Source organism: Rhizobium sp. 01N447_2, assembly GCF_056399245.1.
Map to the genome: position 1 here is coordinate 209,432 of NZ_JBFTQY010000014.1, position 17,305 is coordinate 226,736.

Below are 17,305 nucleotides of genomic sequence, written 5' to 3' on the forward strand. Positions count from 1 at the left end.
GTTATACCTTCTCGACTTCCGGCCGCCCGAGGATACCGGTCGGCTTGAAGATCAACACGAAAGCCAGGATCGCAAAGGTCGCGACGTCCTTGTAGGCAATGGTGAAGTATGCCGACCACAGCGACTCGATAAGGCCGATAAGGAGGCCGCCGAAGACGGCGCCGGGTAACGAACCGATACCGCCGAGAACGGCTGCCGTGAAGGCCTTCACACCAGGCGTGAAGCCGTCGTTAAACGAGGCGACGCCATAATACATCAGATACATCGTGCCGGCGACGGCTGCGAGTGCCGCACCCATAACGAAAGTGATCGAGATCGTCTGGTCGACGTTGACGCCAAGCAGCGCCGCCATCTTGCGATCCTGCTCAGTGGCGCGCTGGGCACGGCCGAGTGCCGTACGATTGACGATATACCAGAAGATCGTCAGCAGCACTGCCGTGATCACGATGATGATGATCTGTTTCAGCGACACCGAGATGTTGCCGAACTGATAGACCGAGCTCACCATCGGCGGGATCGGCTTGTTGCGTGGACCCTGCGTCACCTGGATGAAGTTGGACAGCGTGATCGACATGCCGATCGCGGTGATCAACGGCGCCAGGCGGAAGGAACCGCGCAGGGGACGGTATGCGACACGCTCGATCGTCCAATTCCACAAACTCGTCATCAACATCGCGACGACAAGCATCGCCAGCAGCAGAACTGCCACCGGGAGACCTGCGAAGATGGATGTGAGGACGAGGAAGACGATAAGAGCGGCGAAACCACCGAGCATGAAGATGTCGCCATGGGCGAAATTGATCATGCCGATAATGCCGTAAACCATCGTATAGCCAATAGCCACAAGGCCATAAATGGATCCGAGCGTCAGCCCATTTAAGAGCTGCTGGACGAAATACTCCATATGTCGTTTTCCCCTGGATGCGAGCCTAAAATGCTGCATCTCTTTTTGGTTCTTCAGTTCTCCGTTTCAGAGAACCTCATAGGCCGAATGCATAGCGGTTTCGTTGGAAATGTGAAGACAAAAAGGATTTACTCCGACAGATTCTTGTCAGAACAGGCCTAAATGGCGCGTTTTGAACCAAAATCCACAGAAAAACGGCAAAGCAGGACCTATTTTTAGCCAGAAACTGCCACTGGGTTAACCATACAGAGATGTCGCCGTCGATTTCCTGCGCTGCTTGCTGCGTAAGCTATTCCACAGAATTGGAAGATGGAGCAAATTCAGACCCCAAGGCAGCCTTTTTGACGAATGCCATTTCATAGGCAAATGCCCGCCATCTTCGTCTGACAAGGCTGAAAACTTATGGTAGCATCATCAAGCTGTGTATTGAGGGATGCAGAGCACGACGGGGAACACCATATAAAATTAAGTATCTGGATGTGACAGGGATGGTTTGCGGACGAGCGACAGCGGGGTGCTCGCCGCGTGGCGAACGGCAAAAGGACAATGCTGAGGACATTTGAAAAGGCGGCGCTCGAAGCCGGCAGGGCCATCATCACGGTCTTGCGCGAAGGCTTCCCGGTCGCCATGAAGGCGGATGCAAGTCCGGTCACGGTCGCCGACGAGGAGGCCGAACGCATCATCCTCGCTCATCTCGCCAGAGATTATCCCGAAATACCCGTCGTGGCGGAAGAATCAGTTGCCGCCGGCAAGGTGCCCGACATTGCCGGCCGTGGCTTCTTCCTGGTCGACCCCCTCGACGGCACGCGCGAGTTCGTCGACGGACGGCAGGAATTCACCGTCAACATCGCCTATATCGAAAACGGCGCCCCGGTGGCGGGCATCGTCTACGCGCCAGCGCTCGGGCTTGCCTTCTCGGGAGAACGCGGCCACGCCGAAAGGCTCGTCGTCACGGACGATTTCGCAGTTGGCGCTCGCAGCACAATCACTGTGCGCGAACAGCCCGCCGACAGGCTGGCGCTTGCAAGCCTTCGCCACAACAGCCCGGAGACCGGAAGCTTCCTCGCCGACCACGCGATCTTCAAATGCACCAATATCGGCTCCTCACTGAAATTCTGCCTGCTGGCCGAAGGAAAGGCCGACGTCTATCCGCGCTTTACCCGCACGATGGAATGGGACACCGCGGCCGGCGATGCAGTGCTGCGCGCCGCCGGCGGTTCGACGGTGACGCTGGACGGAGCGCCGCTGACCTACGGCAAGACGGGAACGGCGGCCGATTTCGACTTCGCCAACCCGAACTTCATCTCCTGGGGCGGCAGGAAACGCGTCCTCGAACCGGCGTGACCACCCGTGCGAATCGCTGAATAGCGGCAAGCGGCGCGATTCTCTGCATCGTAACCATGAGCTCAGACCTGTCGCGTCAATCCGCGACCGGCCTCCGGCATGCGCGCCGCAAGCCTCCCCTCCTTAAAGCGTGTCCACAATCCCATTCCAGCTGTGAAGTGATTCGCGTTATCGGGCCTCATTGAGCGATTCGGGCCGCTAATTCGTTGCCCTGCATCTTTCCAAGACGCTGCACGCCATCAAATCTGCCTTGATTTTGTCACATTTCAGCACGCCTTCGACAGTGATCGATATCTTCATCCGAAAAATTTCACCGCGTGTTCGGTTAAGAAATATGCTTAAGAGACCCGGTGCACGTGTCGAAACAGCACGTCGCCAACCCCCGGTGAACCCCTGCCAAAGGCCTAAAAACTTTGACAAAATTCCAATTATTAACGAAATATCATGAGCTTGCCTCAACTTAACGCAAGTGCGAAAGATTTGTTGCGATGCGATATTTCTCTGGACACCATTACACAATTGTCGCATTTTTCCGTTTTAGTAGGGTTACCAAGACCTGAGTGCAGCCCTGGTGACAGGGTTAACCATTGATCGCCTATTGCCGCCGCGCCCCCTCGAAGACAACAGAGTACGATCCTTGAGCATCACGGAACTAAACAACAGCATTTCAACAGAGTCCTTCCGGCCGAGCCGCCGCCAGCAGCCGAGCCTGAAGATCCAGACCCCTGTTATCCATAGCGATGCGCCGCAGGCGCCGTTGGTGGATCTGGTCCTGAAGCGGGCGTTCGACATTTTTTCGTCGTTGAGCGCCCTCCTCGTCCTCGCCCCGTTCCTTCTGTTCGTCGCCCTGCTGATCAAGCTCGACAGCCCGGGACCGGTGCTCTTCAAGCAGACTCGCTGGGGCAAGAACTGCAAGGCCATCAAGGTCTACAAGTTCCGTTCCATGCGCACCGACCTCTGCGACGTCTCCGGCGTTGCCCAGACGGTCAAGGATGACCCGCGCGTCACCCGCATCGGCGCCATCCTGCGCCGGACGAATGTCGATGAGTTGCCGCAGCTGCTGAACGTGCTGCTGGGCCACATGTCGGTCGTCGGCCCGCGTTGCCATGCAATCGGCATGCGCGCCGGCGGCGTGCTCTACGAAGAGCTCGTACCGGAATACCATCAGCGCCATGCGATGCGCCCAGGCATGACGGGTCTTGCCCAGATGCGTGGCCTGCGCGGTCCGACCGATCGTCCGGCCAAGGCGCGCGCCCGCATTGCCAGCGATCTCTACTACGTCGGGAATTTCTCGATCTGGATGGACATGCGCATCATTGTCGGAACCGTCGTGTCGGAGCTGACCGGCGGTAAAGGCTTCTAAGCTTTAAGCTTTGTGATAAAGGGCCGGCTGCCTCAGAGCAGCCGGTACCGGAATGCTCTGGCGACCGCCTGCATGCGGTTGACCGAATCGAGCTTGCGCATCGCGCTCTTCAGATAACCCGCCACCGTATGCGACGAGAGATCGAGAATGATCGCGATCTCGTCGCTGCTCTTGCCGGCCGCCGACCAGCGCATGCATTCGATTTCGCGCCGGGTAAGCGTCTCCGACGGACCGTCTTCCCCGCTGCCATTGCGCGAAACCTTGTCCAGAAGCTCCATGCAGCCGTACAACAGCGCCATCGCCTGCTCTCGTGCGGGCATAGGACAGCCGCCTGAGAAGGCGAAGATGTATTGTTTCAGGTCAGCGTCATGCAGCGCGAAGGCGAAGGTATTCTTCAGCCCTTGCATCTGAAAGAGCGTGTTGAGTCTGCGGTTTTCCTGATTGGCGGCACTGCCCGCAAACGCCCCCTCCTCGCAGAAGATCGGCACGATCGTCCGCTTCATCGCGGTCACCACTCTGCTGCAATAAAAGAGATCGGCGGCCTCGTAAAAGCCGACCAGGCTTTGCGGCCAGTTGCTGATCAGCCGGTTTTCGGTGAAAGCCGTACGGTCGCCCCGCGGGAAAGCCGAGAGCAGATAGAAATCGAAGCCCGCAAGCTTCGCCATCTCGCCGAGCCGTTCCTTGCCGTCGTTGAACGAAAACCCGGCGCCACCGGCCTGCGAAGGCGAAAATGCAGCATCCTCAGCGCAGTCGTCGACTGCGCGCTCACGTCTTTTCATCTTCGTATCCTTCGTATGGCCAGCTTCGGCTCGGCCTCGCTGCCGGCGGCGAGAAGCTCGCGCCGGAGCATCAGCAAACACGCCGTCTGCCCCGCATCCCGAGGACACGAAGCATCAAAAGCGCGACTGGACTGATACAGCGGGAAGAACGGAGACGAAGTCTTTTGCTCATTCTTATGTTGCAGCGCTTATAAGATCATCCCGGGAAATCAGCTAATATTTATTCCGCATGGCTCCCATGCAGGCGCCACAAATTGACGTAGCGGCAGGCGGCCGCTCCAAATCGCCGGCCAGGGTGGGCGTCTAAATTTGTTATCAAAGTCTTACGATGGGTTTAGGCAATTTTTAAATGTGGCAGGCTAGAGTGGGGCTCGTGGTCTTGCGTTGTGTAGAGAGTCCAATGACCGAAATGATACGTCCCCGAGTAAAATATGTCATCGGCCCCGATGGCAGCCCCCTGACGATTGCGGATCTTCCGCCGCCCAATACGCGGCGCTGGGTGATTCGCCGGAAGGCAGAGGTTGTCGCGGCTGTTCGCGGTGGCCTGTTGAGCTTGGAAGAGGCCTGCGAGCGTTATACGCTCACGGTCGAAGAATTCCTCTCCTGGCAGTCGTCGATCAACAGTCACGGTCTCGCTGGCCTGCGCACCACGCGCATTCAGCAATATCGTCACTGATCACACGCCAGCATCGACGACATCTATTTCGGGCCGGACGCATCTCCCATGAGGGAATGAAGAAGGCCCGAAACCATTGACGAGGCCGCGTAGCACCAGAGGCCGGGCTGCGTGAAGGCATCCGCCAGCCCCGTCGTCTTCGCCGCCGCAATGACGATCGCGACCAGCAGCACGTCCATCATCGACCACTTGGACAGATGCGGTACGACGCGACGATAGAACAGGCTGCCGACCCCGTCGCCGGCGGCCGCCGCTTCTGCGGTGATCCCCATCGCCTCCGCGGTGATGCCGATCATCTTCAGAAACGGGAGCAGGATCGAAACCAGTGCGACGATCGCCGCCAACAGCCCATCCCCGCCTTGCCAAAGCGAGACGATGATTTCGGTGAGCGACGGCGTATCGTCGAAGAAATATAACGTCTCGAAACGGACCAGCGGTAAGACGAGGCCGAGCGCCAGAAAGAACGGCGCGGCCACGAGAAGCACGGGGCGAATCATCGCAAGCGCCTTCATTGCCCCGAACCTCGTATCGACCCGATATTTTGCATGAACACTCCGTCTCCTGCCTCTATTGCCTCCACGGCTTGGCACGACCGCGCCGCCATGTCACGGTCCGCTACGACAATATCCGTTACGAGGAAAGACAATGGACATTCGAAACGAAGAAGGCGCCTCCGGCGGCCGTTATGCGGCCGAGGTCGAAGGACACGAAGCGGAGATGACCTATTCACGCACATCGCCGAAGCTCGTCATCATCGATCACACCGGCGTTCCCGATGCGCTGCGCGGCAAGGGTGTCGGCCAGGCGTTGGCGCTCCACGCTGTGGAAGCAGCCCGCACCGGTGGCTGGAAGATCATCCCGCTTTGCCCCTTCTTCAAGGCGCAGGCGCAACGCCATCCGGAATGGAAAGACGTCGTGAACTAGAGCACGTCGCGCAAAACCGTGCAGCGGTTTTGCGATAGCGACATGCGTAAAAACAAGGACCTAAAGCGCGAGGTGCGAATCTGAACGATCGCGACGCGCTTTAGGCCATCGGCCCGAAAATCGGAATTGATTTTCGGAAAAGTACAATGCGAGGATTGAAAGAGTTAGAGCGTCCTATGCGTGTCCGAAAGGACGCGCGGCACTCCAATGTGCGTCGCTCAAAGACATGCCGTGGTTTTGGGACACGCGCAAAAAACGCATGAATCGCGTCGCGTGAATCACGCTCGATGTGACCCGCTTTGGACGTAGCGTCTTCAATCGCTCGCGGCGTGACAACCTCGATTTCAGCGAGAGCCGCCCGAAGGCGCAAACACCAAAAGCCATGTATGACGGACAGCGCGCCCATCATACATGGCTTCTCAGTGGCGATCCCAGAGCGCCGAAGCCGGCGCCCGCCGTTTCTCTTACGCCCTTGCGCGGGCGGCGCCGTCACGCTCTTCCAGCGCTGTGGCCCTTGCATATTCCGCCTGCATCTCCTCGAGCGCCATTTCCAGCGTCTCTTCCTGCATCTTCAGTTCCTTGATCGAAACCTGCAGGTTGTCAGCCCGCTGACGCGCGGCCTTGGCGAAGGTCGGATAAGCAAAGTGATTCGGGTCGGAAATACCGGACTTCTTTTCCTCGACGACGATCTGGCTCTCCAGATCCTTCGTCATCCGTTCGAATTCGGACATCATCATCTGCAACTGCTGCAGCTGACGTCGTTTTTCGTTCACCTGAAATTCCCCTTTTCATTGGCGAGTCGGATGAATCACTTAGCGCTGTTTCCTAATGTTAAAGTTGAGGAACGCCTTTTTGAGATTCCTATTGGAAAACAGAGAAATGGAAAAATTATTTAATAAATTCGATACTCCTTGCCAGAGTGAATTAGAATTTGTTAACCATTTCGTGGCAGCTTCCAAATCACGTAGCGTGTTCGGTATCGTGTAGGGGGCCAGACCACCTTTCGGCGGCGGTAAAGGGGATAATTATGCGGGTACTTCTAATCGAGGATGACAGCGCGACGGCGCAGAGCATCGAGTTGATGCTGAAATCAGAGAGTTTTAATGTTTATACCACCGATCTCGGTGAAGAAGGCGTCGATCTGGGCAAGCTGTATGATTATGACATCATCCTTCTCGATCTGAACCTGCCCGACATGTCCGGATATGAGGTGCTTCGCACTCTCCGACTGTCCAAGGTCAAGACACCGATCCTCATTCTGTCGGGCATGGCCGGCATCGAAGACAAGGTTCGTGGCCTCGGCTTCGGCGCCGACGACTACATGACCAAGCCGTTCCACAAGGACGAGCTCGTCGCCCGTATCCACGCCATCGTCCGCCGCTCCAAGGGCCATGCCCAGTCGGTCATCATGACCGGCGAACTGATCGTCAACCTCGATGCCAAGACTGTCGAAGTCGGCGGCCAGCGCGTCCACCTGACGGGCAAGGAATATCAGATGCTGGAGCTGCTTTCGCTCCGCAAGGGCACCACCCTCACCAAGGAAATGTTCCTGAACCACCTCTACGGCGGCATGGACGAGCCGGAACTGAAGATCATCGACGTCTTCATCTGCAAGCTCCGCAAGAAGCTCGCCAATGCTGCCGGCGGCGCCAACTACATCGAGACTGTCTGGGGCCGTGGTTACGTTCTTCGCGAGCCGGATGGTGCCGAATACGCCGAAACCGCCTGATATTTTTTTCCGATCCCCCTTATCGGACAAACGAAGATCCCGCCTTTTCGGCGGGATTTTTCGTTTCTGCTTGCGGTTGGGAGAGACTACCCTGATGTAGAGGATCTTAGGCTGGATCGGCCTGAAGTGCCCTGTATCTCGGTGAAGAAAATAGAACGTTGCAGCCGTCGAACGTGCTTGCACTTTCGGCGTCATGCTCCAGGGACGCCGATATCGGCGAGGAAGAGGCTGTGTGCCGGTCAGGCGGCGATCGCGCGGTTTCCGAAAACGGCCGTCAGGATCTTGCGGTCGAACGGCTTCAGCAGGAAGTCGGTGGCACCGGCCCGTTTGCCTGCCATCAGCTTCTTCAGATCCGCCTCGACGACGCAGTAATAGATCTTGACCTCTTTGCCGCCCTCCATGGCGCGGATGGCGGCGATGAGGTCGAGCGCGCCTTCCATGCCGGAATCGACGATCAGATATTCCGGCAGCTCCGCCTGGCAGCGCTGCAGCGCCTCGCCGGCGTTGGAAGCTTCGCTGACGAGAAAGTCGAGTTCGGAGAGAATGCGCTTGCCGACCTTGCGGACGATGTCCGAATTATCGGTGATCATGAACCTTTGCATGGCCGCTCCTTTGCCCCCGCATTCGTCGTAGCAAGAGGCCTCTTACAACCCTGGAGAATAGGTCCATCAGGCTAAGGAATCGTTACCGGACGAGCGCAGGCACGCGTCCGCGCGCCGAAATCAGGCCGCCGCCGCCACCGCCGTGAACACCAGTTCGTCGGCGCTGGCGCTGTGCTCAAGGATCATTCCGCACTCCTGCGCCAGAAGCACGGTGTAATAGGGCTGGATCGAATGGGCGTCGATCGCCTCCTCGATGGTGCCGGTCGATATCTCGACGAATTTCGGCGGCAAGCGCATCAGTTTGCCTTTGACCGTGAGCTTGAACCTGGCGTCGAACTCGGGATTTTCGAGCGTTACCTCGAGTACGCCGCCGCGCGGAATGGCGGAATAGGCAACGAGGAAGAGGTTGAGCAGCAGCTTGACACGGTTCTTGGCGACGATGGCGCGCGGTCCGTTCCAGATCACTTCGGTCTTCTTCTCGGCGACGGCGAAATCCTTGGCAGCGCGTTCGGCTTCGCCGGTGTCGATCGAGGCGCCGACAGAACCCGATGCGCCGAAGGCCAGGCGTGCAAATTTCAAGCGGACGGAAGCGTTGAGCGCGCTGGTGCGGATCAGGTCCATCGCATCGGCATCGGCGCCGCCTTCATCCAGGAGTTCCAGCCCGTTATTGATCGCGCCGACGGGCGAGATGACATCGTGGCAAACGCGGCTGCAAAGAAGCGCGGCCAGATCCGGGCCGGACAGGGTAAGATTTGGGTTCTTGGACATCATCGTCTCCTGAGGGGCGGCAATTTCATCGCGCCCGGAATATGCTTCATCAAAATTGCGCGAAGTTTGCGATCGTACTTAGTGCCATAAAGACACCATATTTGGTAAACCGATTGTTAAGATCATCGGGGCAAAATGAACCAATCGCCGCGAGCGCTTGCCCGCTCTCAGCCAAACGACGAACGGATGACACAATGCGCCCTCGATTTCCGCACCGATTCATCGGCTTCTTCAGGTTGCTTTCGACCCTCGTTTTCTCCTCGCTGATGGTTGCCGGGCCGGCCGCCGCCCAGGACAACGGCCAGTACACGATGCAAGAAATCGTCGACGCCGGCCACTCCTTCTTCGGCTCCGCCAGCGGCGGACTTGCCAAGGTCGTCGAGAGTGCCTTCCAGAAATACGGCCTGCCGAACGGCTATATCCTCGGACAGGAAGGCGGCGGCGCCTTCATCGCTGGTCTTACCTATGGCGAAGGCCAGTTGAACACCAAGAACGCCGGCGAACATAATCTCTACTGGCAGGGACCTTCGCTCGGCCTCGATTACGGCGGCCAGGGCTCGCGCGTGATGATGCTGGTCTACGACCTGCCCTCCGTCAACGGCATCTATGCGCGCTTCGGCGGCGTCAGCGGCTCGGCCTATGTGATCGCCGGCTTCGGCATGACCTTGCTCAAGAACAACGACGTGCTGGTCGTGCCGATCCGCACCGGCGTCGGCGCCCGCCTCGGCGTCAATGTCGGCTATCTCAAGATCACCCAGGCGCCGACCTGGAACCCTTTCTGAGGCCGCAAAGCCACTGGAATCTGCCGCCGTTCACACCGGCGGCCTTGCCATGCGTGTCATGCGTGCTTAATCATCGCGGCTGACCCCGTATCAACCTTCTTACCGATGGCCGCGCCGTGATCGAATATGCTCTTTTGTTCGGATTGGGCTTCCTGACCGCGGCCTTCCTCGTCTTTTTGGTCTCGCCCGCCGTTCACCGCCGCATTGTCTGGTATACCGAGAACCGGCTGAAAGCGACGATGCCGCTGAGCCCTCAGGAGGTTCGCGCCCAGAAGGATATGGTGCGTGCGCTCTATGCCGCCGAAAACGCCCGCACGGCCCAGGACCTTCTGCGTGAGCGCGAGAAATCTCTGTCGCTCCAGCTTCGCCATGACGCACTCGCCGTCGATGCCGGCAGGCTTGCCGCCGAGATCGGCGAATTGCGGGCCCAGATCGGCGAGATGCATGTCGAGGCCGCCAACCAGCGCTCGCATCTGCGCAAGGACGAGAACTTTATCAGCCAGTTGAAGACCAATCTGCATATTTCCGAGCAGTCCGCTGCCAACAAGGACAGCGAACTGGCGACGATGCGGACGCGGCTGAGCAAACTCGGTGAACAGGCCGATGGGTTGAGGATCGACCTGGCTGCGCGCGAAACCGAGGCCGAGAGCCTGAAATTCCGCGTCAACGCACTGCGCGACGAACGCGATACGCTGCGCCAGGACGTCAGCCTGCTGCAGAAGCGCGCCAAGGATGCCGAACAGAAACTGACGCAACAGCAGCATATGGTGATCCGCCTGGAGGACAAGGCCGCGCGCGAGAGCGCTTCCGCCACCGAAAAGGAAACCCTGGTCGTTCGCCGCCAGCAGGAGATCGCCAAATTGAAGGAGCAGTTGAAGGCCGCTAACGCCGAGATCCGCAAGGTCAACCGGGTATTGCGCGACGCCGGCCTTGCCGGGATGGTCGCGGAGCTGCCGGCGGAAATGATGGCCGAAGACACGACCGCATCCGCGCTCGACACCGCCGCCGTCACGGCCGAGATGGGCGAGGATGTCCGCAAGCGCAGCGCCGCCCTTGCCGAGCGCCTGCAAAAGGCAAAGGCGGTAACCGGGCGCGATGGCGCGATCCGCGAGGATATCGCCTCGATCGCCGCCAATATGGTGGCGCTGACCGCACTCAACGAGGGACCTTCCTCGCCGATCCGCACGCTGCTCGTAGATGCCGCGGAAAAGAACCCCAACGATCGCGTCAGCCTTGCCGACAGGGCGGCGGCGATCATCGCCGATCCCCCGCGCTGACGCCTTAGCGCGGCGCGCGTCGGATAGGACGAGCGGCGCGCCATCATTTTGAATTGGCATGATCCCAAAAATCGATGGCGATTTTCGGGCGTATAGGCTAGATCCGCCCCATCGCGGAGGCCATGGAAAACAGCGCGATCCCCGTCGCCGTCGCGGCGTTGAGACTGTCGAGTTCCTCCGACTGCGGAATGCGCGCGCTCTGGAAGCGCGCAAGCAGCGCCTCCGGCAACCCCTCGCCCTCGGTGCCGACGACGAGCGCCATGCGCATTGAAGCCGGAATGGCGCGGATATCGGTCTTGCCGTGCGGCGAAAGCGTCCAGATGGCAAAGCCCCGCTCGGCAAGCGCCAGGAGCACATCCAAGGCCTTGCCGCCACGCCGGTGCGGAACACTCAGCACCGAACCGACCGAGACACGCAACGCCTTGCGGTACAGTGGATCACAGGAGGTTTCGTCGAGCAGCACCGCGTCCGCCCGGAAGGCGGCCGCATTGCGGAACATCGAGCCGGCATTGTCGTGATTGGAAATGCCGCAACCGATGAGCACCAGCGCCCGTTCCGGCAGCGCGTCGAGAAGTGCCGCCTCCCCGCGATCCTCCCGCCGGCCGAGCGCGAGAACGCCGCGATGCAGATGGAAACCGACGACGCCGTCGAGCACATCAGACCCGGCGACATAGACCGGCACATCGGCCGGAAACCGCTCCAGGATGGGCAGGACGCCCTCGACGCGGTTGCGCAGCAGCAGGATCTTCTCGGCGAAAAAGCCGCGGCCTGTCGCATGCGCCTCGGCGAGCATGCGCAGCACGACGGTGCCCTCGGCGATGAAGCGGTTCTCTCGGCCCGTCAGGTCGCGCTCGCGGATCTCGCGGAATTCGGCGACGCGTGGATCGTCGGCGCTGTCGATGTCGATCGGAACGGCGGCCATGCCGGCCTCAATTGCCCGCGACAGTGACGTCGGCAACGGTGCGGCCGGTCCTGAGATCGTAGACCAGCGCCTTGTTCTTGCCCTCGACCGTTTCACCGTAGAACAGGATCTGCCCTGATGAAAACGATGTGGACTGCACCTTGAAGCCGGGCGGCAGGGAAACGGTCGCCGCAAGCGGCGCATCCGACGGCACGCCGGAGGCGGCAACAGCGGATGCCGTCTCCTTCGGCTCGCTGTGCATCGCCTTGTAGACAACGGCGCCGAAGACCGCCATAAGGCTCACGAACATGATGGCGCCGGAAACGATCTGCAGGCGGACCATCTTGCGCCGGACACTTTCCATCGCCGGATCAAGGGGCTTCTCTTCCTGGTCGTCTGGCTCGATTGCTGTCATCTGTGCGTCCCGTTCTAAAAAAATACGTCGGAGAAGAAGCGTCTTGAGCGACCCCTTTAAACAAGCAGCCGGCAATAGAAAAGTCCTGACCGCCGATGAAAGCGCCGAAGGCCGGCTGGACGCCTGGTTGACGGGGCAGGTCGGCGAGGAATTTTCGCGCAGCCGCATCAAGACGCTGATCAAGGACGGCCAGGTTTTTCTGCGCGGCGAGCCCGTCACCGACCCACAGCGCAAGGTGCGCAGCGGCGATAGTTTCGAGATCACGCTGCCCGAGCCGGAAGACCCCACGCCGCAGGGCGAGGACATCCCGCTCGATATCCTCCATGAGGACGATGACGTCATCGTCATCTCCAAGCCTTCCGGTCTCGTCGTCCATCCCGGTCCTGGCAACTGGACAGGCACGCTGGTCAACGCCCTGATCCACCATTGCAGCGATACGCTCTCCGGCATCGGCGGGGTGCGCCGCCCCGGCATCGTCCACCGTCTTGACAAGGACACGACAGGCGTCATGGTCGTCGCCAAGAACGACATTGCCCATCGCCACCTCTCGCTGCAATTTGCCGACCATGGCCGCACCATGCCGCTGGAGCGGGCCTACCAGGCAGTCGTCTGGGGCCGGCCGCGCTCGCTGACAGGCACGGTCGACGCGCCGCTTGGCCGCGCCACCGGCGACCGCACGCGCCGCGCCGTCAAGCGCCCCGACAGTCAGGACGCCGACGAGGCGATCACGCATTACCAGGTGATCGAGCGCTTCCATGAGAAGCCGGATGCGACCGCGTTCGCCTCGCTGGTCGAATGCCGCCTCGAAACCGGCCGCACCCATCAGATCCGTGTCCATATGGCCCATATTGGCCATCCGCTGCTCGGCGACACGGTTTACGGCGCCGGCTTCAAGACCAAGGCCAATCTCCTGCCGGAAGAGATCCGCAAGATCGTCAACGGTTTTGGCCGCCAGGCGCTGCATGCCTTCATGCTGCAGTTCGAGCATCCCCGCACCGGCGAACTCATGCATTTCGAGGTGCCGCTGCCGGATGATATGGTCGAACTGATCGAAGCGCTGCGGCGATAAAGGCGGCTCCAAAATGTCGCCTGCCCGCCTCACACCTGCGTGAGCGGCATCTTGAACCGCTGTTTCGCCACACTTATCTGTACATTGACTTAGTGCGGGCTCGGAGAGAGCCGCACGTCCCGGTTTGCCTTTTTTAACGCGAGGATGCGTTTCCATTGGGAACCGGAATTCACTTTAGGAGGGTGCACTATGGCCCGAAATACCTTGCCGTCCATTACCGCCGGCGAAGCCGGTCTCAATCGTTACCTCGACGAAATCCGCAAGTTCCCGATGCTGGAGCCGCAGCAGGAATACATGCTCGCCAAGCGTTATGCCGAGCATGGCGACCGCGACGCTGCCCACAAGCTCGTCACCAGCCATCTTCGCCTCGTTGCGAAGATTGCGATGGGTTATCGCGGCTATGGCCTGCCGATCGGTGAAGTCGTCTCCGAGGGCAATGTCGGCCTGATGCAGGCCGTCAAGAAGTTCGATGCCGAGCGCGGCTTCCGCCTCGCCACCTATGCCATGTGGTGGATCAAGGCCTCGATCCAGGAATATATCCTGCGCTCGTGGTCGCTGGTGAAGATGGGCACGACTGCCAACCAGAAGCGCCTGTTCTTCAATCTGCGCCGGCTGAAGGGACGCATCCAGGCAATTGATGACGGCGATCTGAAGCCGGAGCACGTCTCAGAAATCGCCACCAAGCTGAACGTCTCGGAGGAGGAGGTCATTTCGATGAACCGCCGCCTCTCCGGCGACGCCTCGCTGAATGCGCCGATCAAGGCAGCCGAAGGTGATGGCGGTCAGTGGCAGGATTGGCTGGTGGACGACCATGACAGCCAGGAAGACGTGCTGATCGAACAGGACGAACTCGACACTCGCCGGCGCATGCTGGCGAAAGCGATGAGCGTGCTGAACGAGCGCGAACGCCGCATCTTCGAGGCTCGCCGCCTCGCCGAGGATCCGGTGACCTTGGAAGACCTTTCGACCGAGTTCGACATCAGCCGCGAGCGCGTCCGACAGATCGAGGTCCGCGCCTTCGAAAAGGTGCAGGATGCCGTGCGCAAGGAAGCCCTGGAACGCGCCAAGGCCGTCCGCGTCGTCGAAGCCACGGCATAAACCTGCCGCATGATAGAATTGAAGAAGGCGGGCCTTGCGGCCCGCCTTTTCTTTTCATTGCTCCCCGCTGCACCGCGGTCCGTTATCCGTTACCGGCTAAGCCGGCATTCCCGGAAAAGCCATCACTGGCTCGTCGAGACATCCCCGAGTGCGGTCCATTCCTTGATCGCGGTATTGAAGGCGTCCGTCCCCGTACCACCCTTCTCCATCGTCAGCAGCGCGCGGCGGCCGTTGCGGTAAGTAATCGGGATATCGATCCAATTGCGGGTCGCCATCAGGTCGAGATTGGCCTTGCGCGCATCCGGATAGTCGTTGAGCGCGATCATGTGGAAATCGTCGGTGATCTTGGCCGGAACCGCAATCAGCGCATCGCCGCGATCCTGTTCCGTGCGCTTCATCGAGATGCGCTGGACGCTGTCGATGCTGCCGCCTTCGAAATTCGGCGGCACCGAGAAGACGATCTCGACCAGATGGCTTGCCGGCAGCGACGGATCGGAATTGCGTTTGAAGGTGACGAGCGCCGAGAGATTGCGCTCGGGAACGGTAACGTTGCCCTGCACTGTCGCCTCCTGCCGGCCGTCCTGACCCGCCTCGTGCTGCACGCTCCAGACGACCGATCCCTCGATCGCCGTCGGCGAGCTCTGGCCGATGCGCTCCTCATAGAGAAACATCTTTTGCGACGAACCGACAGGTGCGGTCTGCTGCGGCGATGCCACCGGGCCGTTCGGCGTCTGCGTTTCGGCGGGTGCCGCGTCGCCCTGCGCGCTGGCAGGCGGCGTATCTGCTGCCGCGACATTCTGTTCGGCGACCGATTTTCCTTCCGCGGTCGGTGTTCCTGGCACAGTCGCCGGTCCACTGTCGACCTCGGTCCCATCGGTCAGCAGCCGCTGGGTGAATTTCGAATTGGCCGCAGCGCCATCATTGCTCACGGACGCGACCTGCGGGTTAGGCTGCGCCGGCGCCACTGGAGTATTCTGCGCTCCCGGTGTGGTCGGCTGGGCTGGCGTCACCGCGGCCGGCTGGGCAGGCGTCGCGGAACCAGCTGGCGGTGTTGCCGCCTCGTTCCTGGTCGCCTGCGACGGTGCCGAGCTGACGAGCCCATCGACCATCGCCACCAGCGCCTCTCTGTTCATCCAGCCGGCATAGGCGCCGCCACCGATCAGGATGAGCGCGAAGATGAGCGTGATCACGGTACCGATACCAAAGCGGCGGCGCTTCGGCTCCATACGGAAATTCTTGCCCTGCATCTTGGAGGCAACAATCTGATCGATATCCATTGCCGGATTGGCGTCATCGTCGTCAGCGGCGACCGAGCCGCGGCGGTCGTAGCCGCGCAGCGCCTTCGCCTCTCGCCAGTCCTCGCTCGGCGCGCCGCCAGCAGGCGCCGGCTTGCCGTTGTGCACTTCCGCGAAGATATCGACATCGTCGAAATGCGAGGCAACCGGCGCCTTCTTATTGCTGCCTGCCTCGATCGGCGGCAGATCGTCGAAGGCGGCCGTCTCCCAGGAGAAACTTTCCTTGGCGGCCGGCATGACGGCCGCGGGGGCCACTTTTTCGAGGCTCGATATCACCTCCTCGAAGGCGCGCGCCGAGGCATCGGCCGTAATCGGCGCCGGCGCCGTCTCCGAATATTGCCGGAGTTCCTCTTCGGCCCATTCGGTCTCCGCATCCTTGGGCGGCGGAGCCGGCGTTTCGGCAACGGGCTCGGCCCAGACGGGTTCGAAATGCGCCGCGGCGTCGGCCTGCAACGGCTCCTCGCGGCTGTGCTCGACAAATTCCTGCGGACGATCGAAATCGGCGACCGGCTCCACCAGCCGGTTGGATGCATGGTCTATGCCGCGGGTGATCGGCTGCAACGGCTCAACGGGCTCGTAAGCCTCCTCGGCCTCCGGCTCCCCGCTTTCCACCGCCGCCGGTTCGGCCGCGATCTCTTCGGCTTCCACGGGATGCTGCTCGTCAGCACGGTCTTCGTCGGCTTGCTCGCTGCGATGCTCGGCAGGCGCCTCCCCGCCGTCATGTTCGGCGGGCACATCTTCGGCAGCGACGTCGCGCGCCTCACTGGCATGCCATTCCTCGGCCGGCGCTTCCTCCTCATGCGAGGGGTGCCAGTATGTCTCGGCGGGACCGGATGTCTCCGGCAAAACCGCTGTCTCGGCGACAACTGGGATTTCGGCGGGAACAGGTTCTTCCGCGGAAAGGGGCTCCTCGGCAGCGACCTCTTCCTCAGCTTCCTCTGGCGCGGCGGCTTCCACGTGATCGGGCTCGTCGGCGGCCTCGGCCGCCTGTGGTTCCGCATAGGCCTCGTAGACCGGTTCATCGACAGCCGTCTCCGGCGCCGACGCCGGTTCGCTTTCGTCGTGAACCGCTTGTTCTTCGAAGGATTCCGACGCGGTGACCTCCGCAACCGGCGCATCGAGCGGCAAAGCCTCAGAATGTTCGCCTTCCACTTCGCGGATGGCGGCCTCGAGCTTTTCGAGCTGGCGTTGCAGCATGGCTTCCGGCGGACGCGGCTTCATGTTCTCGAGCTGCCGCTGCACTGCGCCGCGGGCACGTTCGTAGACTTTCACCCGCATCTCAGGGGTATTTTCAGCCAGGCCGTCGACGGCCCGCCGAATGACTGCAATAAAATCCGCCATTAGTACTTTCTCAAGAAGTCCGGCACTCTACCGAACCA

Annotated in this window: 18 protein-coding genes; 9 read left to right on the top strand and 9 right to left on the bottom strand. The window is 60.7% G+C overall.

What is annotated here, in order from left to right; all coding sequences use genetic code 11:
- Nucleotide 1: 1 nt before the first annotated feature.
- On the bottom strand, nt 2–904 hold the full coding sequence (locus AC1ECN_RS12065; RefSeq protein ID WP_017965841.1) for a branched-chain amino acid ABC transporter permease: 903 nt from the start codon (nt 902–904) through the stop codon (nt 2–4).
- A gap of 546 nt (nt 905–1,450) precedes the next feature.
- Between AC1ECN_RS12065 and cysQ the strand changes: the two genes are divergently transcribed.
- Nucleotides 1,451–2,248, top strand: a complete 798-nt coding sequence (gene cysQ, locus AC1ECN_RS12070) for a 3'(2'),5'-bisphosphate nucleotidase CysQ (protein WP_130673001.1) — start codon at nt 1,451–1,453, stop codon at nt 2,246–2,248.
- 637 nt (nt 2,249–2,885) lie between these two features.
- Nucleotides 2,886–3,611, top strand: coding sequence for a sugar transferase (locus tag AC1ECN_RS12075; protein ID WP_130673002.1), 726 nt, complete (start codon nt 2,886–2,888; stop codon nt 3,609–3,611).
- A gap of 32 nt (nt 3,612–3,643) precedes the next feature.
- On the opposite strand, the gene AC1ECN_RS12080 is transcribed toward AC1ECN_RS12075, so the two are convergent.
- Nucleotides 3,644–4,390: a helix-turn-helix transcriptional regulator gene (locus AC1ECN_RS12080; protein ID WP_130673003.1), complete on the bottom strand. Its 747-nt coding sequence runs from the start codon at nt 4,388–4,390 to the stop codon at nt 3,644–3,646.
- Between the two features lie 400 nt (nt 4,391–4,790).
- On the opposite strand from AC1ECN_RS12080, the gene sciP reads away from it, so the two are divergent.
- Nucleotides 4,791–5,066, top strand: a complete 276-nt coding sequence (gene sciP / locus AC1ECN_RS12085) for a CtrA inhibitor SciP (protein WP_007533628.1) — start codon at nt 4,791–4,793, stop codon at nt 5,064–5,066.
- 23 nt (nt 5,067–5,089) lie between these two features.
- On the opposite strand, the gene AC1ECN_RS12090 is transcribed toward sciP, so the two are convergent.
- On the bottom strand, nt 5,090–5,656 hold the full coding sequence (locus tag AC1ECN_RS12090) for a paraquat-inducible protein A (protein WP_197727414.1): 567 nt from the start codon (nt 5,654–5,656) through the stop codon (nt 5,090–5,092).
- A gap of 55 nt (nt 5,657–5,711) precedes the next feature.
- Between AC1ECN_RS12090 and AC1ECN_RS12095 the strand changes: the two genes are divergently transcribed.
- Nucleotides 5,712–5,990, top strand: a complete 279-nt coding sequence (locus AC1ECN_RS12095) for a GNAT family N-acetyltransferase (RefSeq protein ID WP_017965846.1) — start codon at nt 5,712–5,714, stop codon at nt 5,988–5,990.
- Nucleotides 5,991–6,454: 464 nt separating this feature from the next.
- Here AC1ECN_RS12095 and AC1ECN_RS12100 read toward each other — a convergent pair whose 3' ends face one another.
- Nucleotides 6,455–6,763: a flagellar export protein FliJ gene (locus AC1ECN_RS12100; RefSeq protein ID WP_477953042.1), complete on the bottom strand. Its 309-nt coding sequence runs from the start codon at nt 6,761–6,763 to the stop codon at nt 6,455–6,457.
- Nucleotides 6,764–7,017: 254 nt separating this feature from the next.
- Between AC1ECN_RS12100 and ctrA the strand changes: the two genes are divergently transcribed.
- The gene (ctrA, locus tag AC1ECN_RS12105; protein WP_003542362.1) at nt 7,018–7,719 is read left to right on the top strand and encodes a response regulator transcription factor CtrA; all 702 of its coding nucleotides are present in this window, start codon (nt 7,018–7,020) and stop codon (nt 7,717–7,719) included.
- A 239-nt stretch (nt 7,720–7,958) separates the two neighbouring features.
- On the opposite strand, the gene AC1ECN_RS12110 is transcribed toward ctrA, so the two are convergent.
- Nucleotides 7,959–8,321 (bottom strand): response regulator, encoded by a 363-nt coding sequence (locus tag AC1ECN_RS12110; RefSeq protein ID WP_003542364.1) that lies wholly within the window; start codon nt 8,319–8,321, stop codon nt 7,959–7,961.
- Between the two features lie 120 nt (nt 8,322–8,441).
- On the bottom strand, nt 8,442–9,089 hold the full coding sequence (chpT, locus tag AC1ECN_RS12115; RefSeq protein WP_130673005.1) for a histidine phosphotransferase ChpT: 648 nt from the start codon (nt 9,087–9,089) through the stop codon (nt 8,442–8,444).
- Nucleotides 9,090–9,283: 194 nt separating this feature from the next.
- Between chpT and AC1ECN_RS12120 the strand changes: the two genes are divergently transcribed.
- Both AC1ECN_RS12120 and AC1ECN_RS12125 read left to right on the top strand, forming a co-directional pair.
- Nucleotides 9,284–9,871, top strand: coding sequence for a DUF1134 domain-containing protein (locus tag AC1ECN_RS12120; protein WP_018073704.1), 588 nt, complete (start codon nt 9,284–9,286; stop codon nt 9,869–9,871).
- Between the two features lie 116 nt (nt 9,872–9,987).
- Nucleotides 9,988–11,148 (top strand): coiled-coil domain-containing protein, encoded by a 1,161-nt coding sequence (locus AC1ECN_RS12125; protein WP_130673006.1) that lies wholly within the window; start codon nt 9,988–9,990, stop codon nt 11,146–11,148.
- 97 nt (nt 11,149–11,245) lie between these two features.
- Here the strand turns inward: AC1ECN_RS12125 and AC1ECN_RS12130 are convergent, their stop codons facing one another.
- Both AC1ECN_RS12130 and AC1ECN_RS12135 read right to left on the bottom strand, forming a co-directional pair.
- A complete protein-coding gene (locus tag AC1ECN_RS12130; protein ID WP_130673007.1) occupies nt 11,246–12,070 on the bottom strand; it encodes a TrmH family RNA methyltransferase in 825 nt (274 codons plus the stop codon).
- Nucleotides 12,071–12,077: 7 nt separating this feature from the next.
- The gene (locus AC1ECN_RS12135; protein ID WP_130673008.1) at nt 12,078–12,464 is read right to left on the bottom strand and encodes a hypothetical protein; all 387 of its coding nucleotides are present in this window, start codon (nt 12,462–12,464) and stop codon (nt 12,078–12,080) included.
- Nucleotides 12,465–12,507: 43 nt separating this feature from the next.
- Between AC1ECN_RS12135 and AC1ECN_RS12140 the strand changes: the two genes are divergently transcribed.
- Together AC1ECN_RS12140 and rpoH are read left to right on the top strand one after the other, a co-directional pair.
- A complete protein-coding gene (locus AC1ECN_RS12140; protein WP_130665001.1) occupies nt 12,508–13,533 on the top strand; it encodes an RluA family pseudouridine synthase in 1,026 nt (341 codons plus the stop codon).
- A gap of 189 nt (nt 13,534–13,722) precedes the next feature.
- Nucleotides 13,723–14,631: an RNA polymerase sigma factor RpoH gene (rpoH, locus tag AC1ECN_RS12145; protein ID WP_003542378.1), complete on the top strand. Its 909-nt coding sequence runs from the start codon at nt 13,723–13,725 to the stop codon at nt 14,629–14,631.
- 122 nt (nt 14,632–14,753) lie between these two features.
- Here the strand turns inward: rpoH and AC1ECN_RS12150 are convergent, their stop codons facing one another.
- A complete protein-coding gene (locus AC1ECN_RS12150; protein WP_130673009.1) occupies nt 14,754–17,267 on the bottom strand; it encodes a hypothetical protein in 2,514 nt (837 codons plus the stop codon).
- Nucleotides 17,268–17,305 lie beyond the last annotated feature (38 nt).

Bases quoted from the DNA above. Each gene is read 5' to 3' on its own strand.
- AC1ECN_RS12065 (WP_017965841.1), bottom strand. From the start codon at position 904: ATGGAGTATTTCGTCCAGCAGCTCTTAAATGGGCTGACGCTCGGATCC.
- cysQ (WP_130673001.1), top strand. From the start codon at position 1,451: ATGCTGAGGACATTTGAAAAGGCGGCGCTCGAAGCCGGCAGGGCCATC.
- AC1ECN_RS12080 (WP_130673003.1), bottom strand. From the start codon at position 4,390: ATGAAAAGACGTGAGCGCGCAGTCGACGACTGCGCTGAGGATGCTGCA.
- sciP (WP_007533628.1), top strand. From the start codon at position 4,791: ATGACCGAAATGATACGTCCCCGAGTAAAATATGTCATCGGCCCCGAT.
- AC1ECN_RS12095 (WP_017965846.1), top strand. From the start codon at position 5,712: ATGGACATTCGAAACGAAGAAGGCGCCTCCGGCGGCCGTTATGCGGCC.
- ctrA (WP_003542362.1), top strand. From the start codon at position 7,018: ATGCGGGTACTTCTAATCGAGGATGACAGCGCGACGGCGCAGAGCATC.
- AC1ECN_RS12110 (WP_003542364.1), bottom strand. From the start codon at position 8,321: ATGCAAAGGTTCATGATCACCGATAATTCGGACATCGTCCGCAAGGTC.
- chpT (WP_130673005.1), bottom strand. From the start codon at position 9,089: ATGTCCAAGAACCCAAATCTTACCCTGTCCGGCCCGGATCTGGCCGCG.
- AC1ECN_RS12120 (WP_018073704.1), top strand. From the start codon at position 9,284: ATGCGCCCTCGATTTCCGCACCGATTCATCGGCTTCTTCAGGTTGCTT.
- AC1ECN_RS12130 (WP_130673007.1), bottom strand. From the start codon at position 12,070: ATGGCCGCCGTTCCGATCGACATCGACAGCGCCGACGATCCACGCGTC.
- AC1ECN_RS12135 (WP_130673008.1), bottom strand. From the start codon at position 12,464: ATGACAGCAATCGAGCCAGACGACCAGGAAGAGAAGCCCCTTGATCCG.
- rpoH (WP_003542378.1), top strand. From the start codon at position 13,723: ATGGCCCGAAATACCTTGCCGTCCATTACCGCCGGCGAAGCCGGTCTC.
- AC1ECN_RS12150 (WP_130673009.1), bottom strand. From the start codon at position 17,267: ATGGCGGATTTTATTGCAGTCATTCGGCGGGCCGTCGACGGCCTGGCT.